Annotated in this window: 10 protein-coding genes and 2 pseudogenes; 9 read left to right on the forward strand and 3 right to left on the reverse strand. The window is 43.6% G+C overall.

Translation table 11 applies throughout. From position 1 onward, the window contains the following. Positions 1–61: 61 nt before the first annotated feature. From ectB to AB6D80_RS02785, 5 genes and pseudogenes are all read left to right on the forward strand, one after another. A pseudogene (gene ectB, locus AB6D80_RS02765) lies at positions 62–1,306 on the forward strand (diaminobutyrate--2-oxoglutarate transaminase); the annotation flags it as partial. Positions 1,307–1,319: 13 nt separating this feature from the next. Beyond that, positions 1,320–1,706: an ectoine synthase gene (locus AB6D80_RS02770; RefSeq protein WP_009845969.1), complete on the forward strand. Its 387-nt coding sequence runs from the start codon at positions 1,320–1,322 to the stop codon at positions 1,704–1,706. A gap of 79 nt (positions 1,707–1,785) precedes the next feature. After that, positions 1,786–3,210 carry an aspartate kinase gene (locus tag AB6D80_RS02775; protein WP_372187694.1) on the forward strand — a complete coding sequence of 475 codons (1,425 nt, stop codon included), beginning with the start codon at positions 1,786–1,788 and terminating at the stop codon, positions 3,208–3,210. A gap of 229 nt (positions 3,211–3,439) precedes the next feature. Continuing rightward, positions 3,440–4,063: an HAD family phosphatase gene (locus tag AB6D80_RS02780; RefSeq protein WP_017102264.1), complete on the forward strand. Its 624-nt coding sequence runs from the start codon at positions 3,440–3,442 to the stop codon at positions 4,061–4,063. Between the two features lie 56 nt (positions 4,064–4,119). Beyond that, the gene (locus AB6D80_RS02785) at positions 4,120–4,959 is read left to right on the forward strand and encodes a hypothetical protein (RefSeq protein WP_017102265.1); all 840 of its coding nucleotides are present in this window, start codon (positions 4,120–4,122) and stop codon (positions 4,957–4,959) included. Between the two features lie 101 nt (positions 4,960–5,060). On the opposite strand, the gene AB6D80_RS02790 is transcribed toward AB6D80_RS02785, so the two are convergent. Both AB6D80_RS02790 and add read right to left on the reverse strand, forming a co-directional pair. Then, positions 5,061–5,636 carry a sugar O-acetyltransferase gene (locus AB6D80_RS02790; protein WP_017100458.1) on the reverse strand — a complete coding sequence of 192 codons (576 nt, stop codon included), beginning with the start codon at positions 5,634–5,636 and terminating at the stop codon, positions 5,061–5,063. Positions 5,637–5,967: 331 nt separating this feature from the next. Then, positions 5,968–6,966, reverse strand: a complete 999-nt coding sequence (gene add / locus AB6D80_RS02795; RefSeq protein WP_017100457.1) for an adenosine deaminase — start codon at positions 6,964–6,966, stop codon at positions 5,968–5,970. Positions 6,967–7,086: 120 nt separating this feature from the next. On the opposite strand from add, the gene AB6D80_RS02800 reads away from it, so the two are divergent. The 4 genes from AB6D80_RS02800 to AB6D80_RS02815 all read left to right on the forward strand — a co-directional run bounded on the left by AB6D80_RS02800 (position 7,087) and on the right by AB6D80_RS02815 (position 11,366). Next, positions 7,087–8,022: a LysR substrate-binding domain-containing protein gene (locus tag AB6D80_RS02800; protein WP_017100456.1), complete on the forward strand. Its 936-nt coding sequence runs from the start codon at positions 7,087–7,089 to the stop codon at positions 8,020–8,022. 136 nt (positions 8,023–8,158) lie between these two features. Beyond that, on the forward strand, positions 8,159–9,613 hold the full coding sequence (locus AB6D80_RS02805; protein ID WP_372187695.1) for a glutathione synthase: 1,455 nt from the start codon (positions 8,159–8,161) through the stop codon (positions 9,611–9,613). A 182-nt stretch (positions 9,614–9,795) separates the two neighbouring features. Beyond that, positions 9,796–10,314 carry a TetR/AcrR family transcriptional regulator gene (locus AB6D80_RS02810; RefSeq protein WP_061020944.1) on the forward strand — a complete coding sequence of 173 codons (519 nt, stop codon included), beginning with the start codon at positions 9,796–9,798 and terminating at the stop codon, positions 10,312–10,314. Further along, positions 10,311–11,366 (forward strand): alcohol dehydrogenase family protein, encoded by a 1,056-nt coding sequence (locus tag AB6D80_RS02815; protein ID WP_372187697.1) that lies wholly within the window; start codon positions 10,311–10,313, stop codon positions 11,364–11,366. The genes AB6D80_RS02810 and AB6D80_RS02815 overlap by 4 nt, the downstream gene beginning before the upstream one ends. Positions 11,367–11,441: 75 nt before the next feature. Here the strand turns inward: AB6D80_RS02815 and AB6D80_RS02820 are convergent. After that, positions 11,442–12,266, reverse strand: a pseudogene (locus AB6D80_RS02820) (peptide ABC transporter substrate-binding protein); the annotation flags it as partial.

The following is a 12,266-nucleotide window of genomic DNA, read 5'->3' on the forward strand; positions in this document are numbered from 1 at the left end:
GAGACACAATTACTCTTTATCGCCCAAACTGGTTAAATTTTAACAGTGACAACTATCCTGCCAGAGGGGGGTACGTTCATACTCGAATAGTTTTCCAGTCACTTTTAGTAAATCAAAAGGTTGCTGGCTTGAAACAAAACAAGGTGATCGTTACGTCGATTTTCTTGCTGGAGCAGGATCTCTCAATTACGGTCACAACAATCCAATACTTAAGCAAGCCTTGCTTGATTACATTGAAATGGACGGGATTACGCACGGCTTAGATATGCATTCAGAAGCCAAAGCTGAATTCTTAGAAGCGCTTACTCGCTTAATTCTAGAACCAAGAGATCTCAATTATAAAGTTCAATTTACAGGCCCAACAGGAACTAATGCCGTTGAAGCCGCGATTAAATTGGCTAAAAAAGTGAAAGGCCGAAGTAGCATTGTAGCGTTTACCAATGGTTTTCATGGTTGTACTGCAGGTGCACTGGCTGCTACGGGTAACCAACATCATAGACAAGGCGCGGGCTCAAACCTTAACAACGTTACGCGTTTGCCATTTGAGGGTTACGCTGGCATTGATGGATTAAAATTGTTCGAAACGATGTTAGCTGATAATTCTGCCGGTATGGATAAGCCAGCAGCCGTCTTATTGGAAACGGTTCAAGGTGAAGGTGGATTGAATGTCGCTTCAAATGAGTGGCTACAGCGTTTGAGTAAAATTTGTAAAGCTCACGATATCTTAGTCATTGTCGATGATATCCAAGCGGGTTGTGGTCGAACGGGTACGTTCTTTAGCTTTGAACCATCAGGTATCAAGCCAGATATAGTCACGCTGTCTAAGTCGATAAGTGGTTATGGCTTGCCGATGGCCGTCGTTTTATTAAAGCCTGAATTAGACAAATGGCAGCCGGGAGAACACAACGGCACCTTCCGTGGTAATAACCATGCGTTCGTTACCGCTACGAAAGCGTTAGAAATGTATTGGTCAAATGATGATTTTGAAAATCATATTCAACGTAGCTCAAGCATGGTTGATGATGTCATTCAACGCAATATCAAGCGTTTCCCAGAGCTATTCGTTCAACGCAAGGGACGTGGAATGATGATTGGCATTGAATGTAAAGATGGAAACACGGCTGACGAAATTGCCAAAACGTGTTTTGAAAACGGTATGGTCATTGAAACAGCTGGCCCTAACGATGAAATAGTGAAGTTCTTTTGCCCACTGACGATATCTGAATCGGAACTGATGCAAGGTTTAACCATCTTCGAAGATTCAGTAGAAATTGTAGCAACTAAGTATTTCAAGAAAGTATCGTAATAGGGACAGTAAAATGATTGTTAGAACACTTGATGAATGTCGTAATAGCGAAAGACGTATTGTTTCGGATAATTGGGAAAGTACTCGCATGTTGTTGAAAGATGACAACATGGGTTTTTCATTTCATATCACGACAATTTATGAAGCGACGGAAACACATATTCATTACCAAAACCATTTAGAATCAGTATATTGCATGAGTGGTGAAGGCGAAATTGAAGTGGTTGGTGGTGAGACTTATCCCATCAAACCTGGGACGCTTTATATCCTTGATAAGCACGATGAACACTATTTACGTGCGTATAAAAACAAAGAAATGGTTATGGCGTGTGTATTCAATCCGCCAATTACTGGCGCTGAAGTTCACGATGAAAACGGCGTTTATCCTCTGGTTGATTAACCGACTTTTTCTGGGGTGAAATCTCACCCCAATTTCCATTTATCTAGTCTTTATTGCTTATCTATAACTAAGGTCTTTTATGACATTTACCGTAGAAAAAATCGGCGGTACATCCATGACAGCATTTGATGCTATGCTCGACAATATTATTCTCCGCCCGAAAAATCCGTACAATCGAATTTTTGTTGTGTCAGCTTATAGCGGGATGACAGATGCACTTTTGGAGTGCAAAAAAACAGGCAAGCCAGGTGTTTATCAATTGATCGCAATGCGTGATGATTCTTGGGAAGAAGCGTTATCTTACATTGAAAGCCGTATGTTGTTGATCAACGAGCATATTTTTGCAGATCCTATGAATCGTGCGCGTGCTGATAAGTTCATCCGGTCGCGTATTTCAGAAGCGAAGAACTGTATTACAAATATCCTTGAAACGTGTCAATACGGTCAGTTTTCATTGAGGCATTACTTGCCTCAGATCCGCGAGTTTCTCTCTTCAATTGGCGAGTCACATAGTGCGTACAATACGGCTCTTAAATTGAAAAATATTGGTATTAATTCAACCTTTGTTGACCTTTCTGGTTGGGATAACAAGACTCCTCAGAGTTTGGACGATACTATCAGAGACGCTTTTTCAGACATAAATGTGGCTGAAGAGCTACCTATAGTGACGGGTTATGCCTATTGCAAACAAGGTTTGATGCATACTTATGACCGTGGTTACAGTGAGATGACGTTTAGCCGTGTCGCGACTATGACTAAGGCATCACTGGCTATTATTCATAAGGAGTATCACTTTAGTTCGGCCGATCCAAAAGTGGTTGGGGTTAGCTCAGTTAAACCAATTGGAGCGACTAATTATGATGTTGCCGATCAGTTAGCAAACCTTGGTATGGAAGCTATTCATTCTAATGCCGCAGCAGGGTTGCGCGAGAGTGGAATCGAACTACAAATAAAGAACACTTTTGAGCCAGAGCATGAAGGTACACTGATTTCTTCAGATTACCGCCCAGACACCAATCAGATAGAGATTATTGCCGGAAAACAGAAAGTATATGCGTTGCATGTATTTGATCAGGGGATGGTCGGTAAGGCTGATAACGTCAGTTATGAACTAATGGAAATTATCGCGGATGCGAGAGTTAATCTTATCGGAAAAGAGATGAATGCTAACTCTATTACGTATTATCTAGGCGGCAGTTCAGAAAGTTTAAATAAGGTGTTTTATAAGGCAGAGAAGCGATATCCGAAAGCATCTATTTCGGGACGTATGGTCGCTATCATTTCGGCGATCGGCTCTCAAATTGACACCAATAAAACGCTAGCGAATGGCGTATTGGCTTTGATGAGCAATAGTGTTACGCCCATTGCGTTACATTCGTCGATGAGAAACGTGAATGTACAATTTGTTGTGAGCGACGATAAGTATCAAGAGGCCATTTGTGCATTACATGAAGAGTTTTTTGAACAAAAGCAAAAGGTCACATCATCAGTGAATGCTGCTTAAATAAAGAGCGGTGAGCCCATCCCATCGACTAACTGAACGTTTGATCTGTAGGGTTGAGACTGCAAAAAATTCTGTGTAAAGGCCATTTTTATGATGGCCTTTTTCGTACCTGCTCGATGACATATTGTGATTTCAGTCCTTATTTTGTAAAACAAGGTTATGAACTTTAAGGTGCGGCATTTAATGTCGGTGTTGTTGTTATTTCACGCGAATAATTCAGGAGCAAGGTATGAGTACTCATCAAATAAAAAATGTGGTATTTGACGTCGGCAATGTGATTGTACGTTGGTCACCGCTAGAAATTACTCGCCTGACTTTCGGGGAACTTGATGATCTGGAAACCCAAGCGCGTTCAATTTTCCAAAGTTCGATTTGGTTGGATTTGAACAAAGGATTCTTGACCGAAAGTGAGGCCAAGCTTCGTTATCAACAAGAACTCGACTTATCCCCGTTAGAGTGCGATCGCCTGTTCTATTACGTTAAGCAAACGCAGATCTTACTGCACGGTTCAGTTGAACTCATCGAGCGTGTAAAGCGATCTGGGTATGGTGTGTACGCGCTTACCGACAACGTAGTCGAGATTGTTGAATACCTAAAATCAACCTACCAATTTTGGCCGTTGTTTGATGGCGCGGCGGTATCCGCTGAATTGGGCATGCTCAAGCCTCAACCTGAAATTTATCATGCTCTACTGTCACAACATGGTCTTGATGCTTCAGATACGGTGTTCATTGATGATATGCCTTGCAACGTAGAGGGGGCGAAAGCTGTAGGTATTACCGGTATCCAGTTTAGTGATGTGTCTCAGTGTGAAAGAGAATTGCTTGCACTGGGTATTGATTTGAATCGTTAACGGATTTGATGATTTCGGGTTAACGATTTAACTCTTCTTTCTAAGGGTTTAACAAGATGAAAAAATACTCAGTAAGATCAATGATCACTTTTTTGGTTCTCGCTTTATCTGGATTGGTTCTTATTGTGGCAGCAATGCTGCAGATGCAAGGTGAAGAACGCTGTCATAATTGCTATGAATCAGATAAAGGGCAGTTTAAGTATGTCCTTTACGATGGAACCTCACCTTCGATAATTCCAAGTATTCACAACGAGCTATTGCTCAAACAGGCTCCTTTGATGAAAAGCTTCGGCCTTGATTCAATACCGGTCGTAACGGTGAGAGTATGGCGAAACCAAAAAGCCTATTTGGATGAGCAGGAGCGGAGCATAGGGTATCGATATGCTTTCTCTACGGGGTATATTGACCCTAAAAGCAATGAAATTAGGCTGCTCTATTTTGGTGGTGAGATCCATAAAACCGCACTGCATGAGTTCGTACATTTACTGACTCTGCAAGTGAATCCGAACTTTGCGAATAATCCGCGTTGGTTGTGGGAAGCTATCGCTATCTACAAATCTGAAGATTATTGGTTTCACGTCAATAACAGGACTGCCATCAGTCGCCGTTTCGATGGGCTAGTTCAGGATTTATACCATATGCCAAACAGTAGCTCAGCTGTTTATGAGCTTGGCTATACGGTCGGTGAGTTTATTGAACGTTCATGGGGGGAGGAGGCGTTTGTTTATCTCATTAAAAGCAATGGTGATCCATCACAACTTACAGAGCAACCAATAGAATCGCTGTTTTCTGATTGGGAAAAGTTCGTCAAAACCACGTACTTGAGTAGCCCGAAAAGTGAGTATGAAAAGGCCATGGAACGAAATCCATTCGATAGAAGAGACACGTCTAACTAATCAAAAAAAGAGGTGATGTTTCATGTGAACATCGCCTCTTTTTGTATTCGTTGTTCTAAGTAGCTTTATTCTACTGATACGTTTTATTCTTCTACTTAGCTTTATTGTTCAGTATTTAAATATCGAATCAGTTTTGCCGGCGTGCCACCGTATAGGCAGTCTGGCGGTACATCGCTGTTGACCACAGAGTTCGCAGCAATCACTGAACGAGCCCCAATTGTCACGCCTTGGTTGATGACTGAGTTTCCGCCAACCCACACATCATCTTCGATTGTTATTGGTAAACAGAAGGTTTCCCATTTACGGCGGCTACGATAATCAAGGGAGTGTGATGGCGTATAGAATTGGGCACTTGGTCCAATTAAAACATTGTTGCCAATTTTGATTCTCGCACCATCTAGCATTACTGCGTTCATGTTAATGAAGGTGTCGTTGCCAATCTCAATGGTTTTGCCAAACTCACAGTGAAAAGGGGGCTGGATTAAGCTGCTACTACCAACCTTACCAAATAGCTGCTCTTGCAATGTGTGTTGCTGGTCTGGATCTTGGTAGTTGTTGAAAGCCATTAGCGACTTTCTGGCATTGGAACGCATGGTATCAATTTCTTGGTCTGCACCATCATATACTTGCCCAGATAGCATCTTTTCTAGTTCAGTTTTAACGTTTGTATTACTCATGCTTGCCCACTTTCCGAGAGTCTCGGTTTAATACCAATCGTAGTAAATAACTGGTCATCCTAGCTGGTTAAAACGCTCAATAACTGTGTTAGAAATTTTGATTGTAGAATGACTACTTATCGAAAATTTCTGCCTTGTTCTTAAGCCTTTTTCCTGCGCTATTTATGATCACTTACTTACTGTGATTGGTATAAATGACGAATACTGCAAGATTAGCGATTTTCAGGCATAAAAAAAGAGAAAAGCGTCAGCCTTTCTCTTCCTATTTTGTGCTTTTAAGCACTAATGCTAAGTGAGCCTAGCTATTCAGCCATAGGCGCGCTTTGACAAGTTAGATTTGCTCAACGAAACCCATTAGGTGCTGTTTCACTTCGTCTGAAGCAAAAGCGCTCTCTACAGAGAACTTGTAGATCTCTACGTAGTCTTCTTTTGTTAGGCCGAATGTTTCACACACACGCTTCACTTCGTTGGTCATGGTTGTGTTCGACACAGTACGGTTGTCTGTGTTGATCGTAACAACGATGCCGTCTTTCTTGAATTCAGCAATTGGGTGGTCGCTGAATTGGTGAATACATTTAGTTTGAACGTTACTTGTTGGGCAAGTTTCAAGCGCAACTTGCTTCTCTTTAACGATGTTGTATGCGTCTTCGTTACCTTGGATGTGAACACCGTGGCCGATGCGTTCAGCGTCAAGCATTGTCACTGCATCGTAAACGTTTTGACCATGCCATTGCTCACCAGCGTGCACGGTAATGCGGTAGCCTTTTTCAAGAGCGTATTGTGTGTATTCAGGGAATTCAGCACAGAAGCCTGGCTTTTCGCCGCCTGCGATATCAAACGCCACAACACCTTTACCTAGGTAGGGTTGGCCTGCGTCGATTACGTCTTTGATAGAATCTTTAGGGAACATACGAAGCACAGACATGATGTAGTTGCCTTTGATGTCGTATTTCTCTTCAGCGCGCTTCATGCCTTTTACTGCACTTGCAATGATCGTATCAAGAGACAGACCTTTGTTCACATGTAGGATTGGCGCAAAGCGAACTTCTAGGTACTTAACGTTTTCTAGTGCAGCGTCTTCGTATAGCTCGAAAGAGATACGTTCAATCGCTTCTTCAGTCTGCATTACTTGCAGTGGCAGGCTGAAACAAGCCAGATACTCATCTAGGTTTTTGCAATCTTCTGGCACAGTTAGAGATTGAACAACCGCGTCGCGATCTTCAGGTAGTTCGATATTGTACTGTTTTGCTAGGTCAATAATCGTATCTGGGCGAACACTTCCGTCTAGGTGGCAGTGTAAATCAATCTTTGGTAGTGCTAGAAAATCCATGAGTATTCCTTAATTCTATTATTCTTTGAGTGTTTTAACTCACATGCGCTAAATTTACCAAGACAATGATATGATTTAAAGTGACAATTAATCATCATTAACCTGAATTTAGGGAATATCATGGTAGATGTTAAAAGCTTACTTAAATGCGATATGAATTTGCTGCTTTGCTTGCACGTTCTGATTGAAGAACGAAGTGTGAGTAAAACGGCAGATCGACTCTTTTTGAGCCAGTCTGCGGTAAGTAAACAGCTCACTAAACTCAGAGCTTTGTTTGATGATCCGCTGTTTGAGCGTGAATCAAAGGGTCTATTCCCAACACCCAAAGCACTCGCGTTAGCGCCTAAGATCCACCAAATTCTACTGCAGATCGAAAAGCTGACTGTTCCCGAAGTTTTCGACCCTAAAGACAGTGAGCGTACCTTTACTATAGACCTTGTCGAAACCGCGTACACGGCGATTTACCCGCATTTTATGCCGACAGCACTTGCCGATGCGCCGCACATCACCATCAACAGTTCAACGTGGAGCAGCGACAGCTTCAAGCGCTTACTGAAACGTGAGGTGGATTTTGGTATCGGCATCTTTGAGCTAGATGAGCGCGCTTCTACCCATGTCCAGTGTATCCCTGACGAGTTGGATTACGTGGAACTGTGCTTGGATTACTCGGTGTGTTTGATGCGCAATGACCACCCAGCCTTGCAAGAAGAGTGGAACCTCGACACCTTCTTGAAGTATCGACACATACAGTTGGTAACGGGTGGTGCGGGTGATTGGTTATTGATGGAAGTGCTTAACTCAAAGCAGCTTGAAATCAACAAAGCCGCTAATGTTTCAGACATCACCAGTGCCATTAAACTGTGTAAGCAGAGTGATTTACTTATGTGTTACCCATACAACTCGGTTCGCGATTACATTGATAGCGGAGAGTTGGTGATGAAGCCTGTCCCGGTTGATTTGGTGCCGGGAGGCTTGTTCCTGTTGTGGCATAAATACTTCGATTCAGAACCTAGCCACAAATGGTTGCGCGATCTGATCATTGAGCAGACTCGATAATTGAGATGTATAATCTATTCAAGCTTTTGAAAGATAAGACAAACGTAGTTGTTTGATAAAAAATCCAGTTTTATTTCGTCTTTTGGAATTAAGCTTCGTCTTATTCTGGGTGCTATTTTTATTTGGAAGATGAGAGATGACAATTCCACGGTTACCACAACAAATTATTGAAGATGCGTGTGAGTGGGCGATCATGCACGGTGTTGCGTTTCGCCAGTCAGATAATACCGCTAGGCATTGTCCTTTCAGCATTGCTCCTATGACTATGGAGCGTGAGGTGTATGAACACTTGTTGAAGGTAACACCGCTGATCACCAAGTTAATCAGCAATGTTTCCGAAGATCATGATTTCTTGCAGTCATCACTGAGTGATATGGCCAAAGCTGATCCGTTTTTTGGTCGCTTGATGGAACTGCATCAACAAGCGCATGGCGAGGTGTCTCATCGTCTTTATCCTGCTCGCCAACCGTTGTTATTAATGCGTACTGACTTTATGGATGATCGCCAACATGGCGCGAAAGTGATCGAGTTTAATGGCATTGCTGCAGGTATGGCTCCGTTTGGGCAAAAGGCCACAGAGTTCCATGATTACATGCAAAATCAATGGCCTGAGACTTATCAGAGCTGGCTTGAAGATAAATCTGCAACTCCTGCTGAAAACCAAGGCTTAACGCAGTTGGCTTATGGTATTGCGACTTCAGCAAGAAAAGTGCGAGCTGACTTTAATGATTCAGATAAGCCAACATTCTTGATGGTAGTACAAAAGAATGAAGACAATGTTTACGACCAACACCTACTCGAAATTGAACTGCAAAAGCAGGGTGTACGTACGGTTCGTCGCACTTTTGAACAACTGAGCTGTCAGCTTTCATCGGGTGATGACCAACGTTTGTTATTGCAAGATGTCGGCGCTGTCGATGTGGTCTACCTAAGAGCGGGCTATCAGTATTCAGACTACTGGGCACCAGAACTCAACGAATCGGTTTGTTGTCATACACTAAGCCAAACGCGCGTGTTTATGGAACAACACCATGTCGCAATGAACGCGACCATCAGCCAACAATTAGCGACCAGCAAAACCATGCAAATGCTGCTGACCATGATGCCAGCATCTGAATACGCACGTTGGGGTTTAACGCTAGAAGAAGCCGAACTGGTCAAGAGTGTTTTAGCCGATATGAAGCCTATCACCAGTGAATCGATTGAATGGTTTAACACACAAGCTGATAAGCAAGAGTGGGTGTTGAAAAACCAAGGTGAGGGCGGTGGCCATTGTGTCTTTGGTGACGACATTAGCGAGCAACTGAGTCAACTTAAACCAGAAGAGTACGATGCATGGGCATTGATGCAGCGCTTGTATCCACACGAACGTGACGTACCAACCATTGCAGTGCGTGACACTCAACAAACGCTAGTGACAGATTTAGTCAGCGAAGTCGGCCTATTCACCGCTTACTACCAAGGTAAGCCAGTGACCGAACTGGAAGGTTACGCGGGTTACTTGATCCGCAGTAAACCAGCCAGCGAAAACGAAGGCGGGATCCACAGCGGCAAAGGCATTCTAGATTCGTTGGTGTTGATTGAGCCCTAATCTTATTAAGCATTAAGTAAGTTGTTTTGATAACTGAAATCCCGCTCCTACTTGGTAGCGGGATTTTTCGTTTATAGGACGACAAAAAGATCTCATTGACATGGGTAGAGTGATCGTTCTACCTGTTGTTATACCTATCACTGTTACTTACTACGATTGGTATTCAGTATTAAGAGAGCATTATGTTGAGAGAGCAGATTGCAGCAAGCCTTGAAGTGGCGTTTAGCCAGCAAGGTTTTGCGGAACCGAGCGTTGCACAACTGAAAACCGCGTGCAACGTGAGCCTGAGAACCTTGTATAAACACTTCCCTTCAAAAGAAGCGATGATCGTTGGGGCGTTAGAACATCGTCACCAGCGCTACTTGAGTCTGCTGTTGGAAGATTCCCCTCGCTCGGGCTACCAAGCGATTACTCATATCTTCAACAAGCTTCAACAGTGGATGGAAGAGTACGCGCCGCACGGTTGTTTATCTATGAACGCACTGGCTGCTTTTCCTGACAACGAACTGATTAACCAAGCCGTAATCGAGCATAAGAAAGAAGTTCAGGCGTTAATGGCTAAGCAAAGCCAAAGAGAAGACCTCGCTTCAGAGCTCTTTTTACTTCATGAAGGCGTATCAAGCGCGTGGCCAGTATTGGGCGAAGAAGCAGTGGCATCTGCACAGAATATGGTGACAAAATTACTCAAGGAAACAGTATGAATTTTGAAGTGCCAAAAACAATGAAAGGCGTAGAGATGTTAGGGCACGGCGGTGCAGAAATGCTTGGTTACCGTGAAGATATCGCTGTTCCTCAAATTGAACCTAATGAAGTGCTGATCAAGGTGATGGCCGCAGGCGTGAACAACACCGACATCAACACACGAATCGGTTGGTATTCTAAAAGTGATGACTCAGACGATGCCAGTTGGTCTGGCGAAGCGTTGAAATTCCCTCGCATCCAAGGAGCCGATGTGTGCGGTTTCATCGTAGCCGTTGGTAACGAAGTTTCGGCTGAACGTATTGGCGAGCGTGTTCTGATTGAGCCTTGTTTGACTGAAGTTTACGGAAGAGATCTGCCACAGCCATGGTATTTCGGTTCGGAGTGCGATGGTGGTTTTGCTGAGTACACAAAAGTGGCAGCGAAACACGCTTATGCGGTGAACAGTTCTATGTCGGATGTAGAGCTAGCGTCTTTCCCATGTTCTTACTCAACAGCAGAGAACATGCTGACTCGCGCAAATGTGGCTGAAGGTCATCGTGTGCTTATCTCCGGAGCATCGGGCGGTGTGGGTTCAGCGGCGATTCAATTGGCGAAAGCACGCGGTGCTTACGTGATTGCAATTACTAGCCCAAGCAAGAACCAACAGTTACTTGAATTGGGTGCTGATGAAGTGATTGCTCGTGATGCTGATTTGGTGGAAGCATTAGGTGTAAATAGTGTGCATGTGGTTATCGATTTGGTTGCCGGTGACAAGTGGCCAGAGTTTCTTGAAGTCCTAAAATCGCATGGTCGTTATGCCGTCTCTGGTGCGATTGGTGGTGCGATGGTCGAGCTTGATGTACGTACTTTATATTTGAAAGATTTGAGCTTCTTCGGTTGTACAGTGTTGGAGCCTCAAATATTCCAAAACTTGGTTAACCGAATTGAGAAACAGCAGATTGGCGCAATTGTCGCGGAGTCATTCCCATTGGCTGACATCCATACTGCACAAGACGAGTTCTTGAAGAAAAAACACGTCGGCAAGATAGTGTTGGAAGTGGCTCAGAGATAAAGTAACGGTACGCGACACTAGACTCGATCCATTATGTAAAAGTCGGTAAGGTTAGCAAACTTGTCTAGCCATAAATTACAAATGGTTGATCCATAATTGGTCGAGATCGCACCAACCGAAACCATTGACTTGCGCGCTGTGTATCTTTTCAGAAATTTCCAAATTGAACACCTCTTGCTTTAGCTCAATCACAACTCCAGAGTCATTCAACCAATGCTTCAGTTCCAACAGTGCATTCATCGCTAACTCAAAGTTGGGCTGGTTTCTTATCGAGGCTAAGCCTTGTTCGATTGTCTCTAGCATCTCAGCAGGCAGCGTTAAGTCCTCAAACGGGAAGCGACTGAAGAAGCTTAACCACGAAGTGAAGGTGTCGTTCTCATCAATAATGCTACACAACACGACGTCTTTGGTTGTTAGGTAGCTAGTTAGGTAATGTCCATATTCCACGTTGGTTTTTCTGTCGCCAGACACTGACAACTGCTCGAAAAGGGTTTGGCATTCAGAGGTGTCTTCAACAGTAAATTCACGAAGTGACTTAGTTAATGCTGGGTTTTGAATCTTGAAAAACGTCGAGCAAGAATCCGGTTGAGAAGAATGGTCATCGCCACGCACGGTGGTCGTCTTTTCGGGCAGTTTCACGCACACCTGATTTTGAGCGCAGGCTTTACCCTGTGCCCATTCTGGATAGACCCACAACTCGACTCGATTAAGAATCGGCGTGCTGTGTGAATACGCGCTATTGCGGCTCAATCTCAACATATTGCTTGAGAAGATGTCTAACGAGAACGCGCCAGAACCAATCAGCCTATCAGTCGGTGATGAGTGATCAAAAATGGAGGCTTCAGCTTTGGCAAGTAGGCGTGGTAAGTGCCAATCAGGTTGATTCAATTTCACGACAAC

Origin of the sequence: Vibrio sp. 10N.247.310.17 (assembly GCF_041466605.1) — a bacterium.
GTDB classification, from domain to species: Bacteria; Pseudomonadota; Gammaproteobacteria; order Enterobacterales; family Vibrionaceae; genus Vibrio; species Vibrio tasmaniensis_A.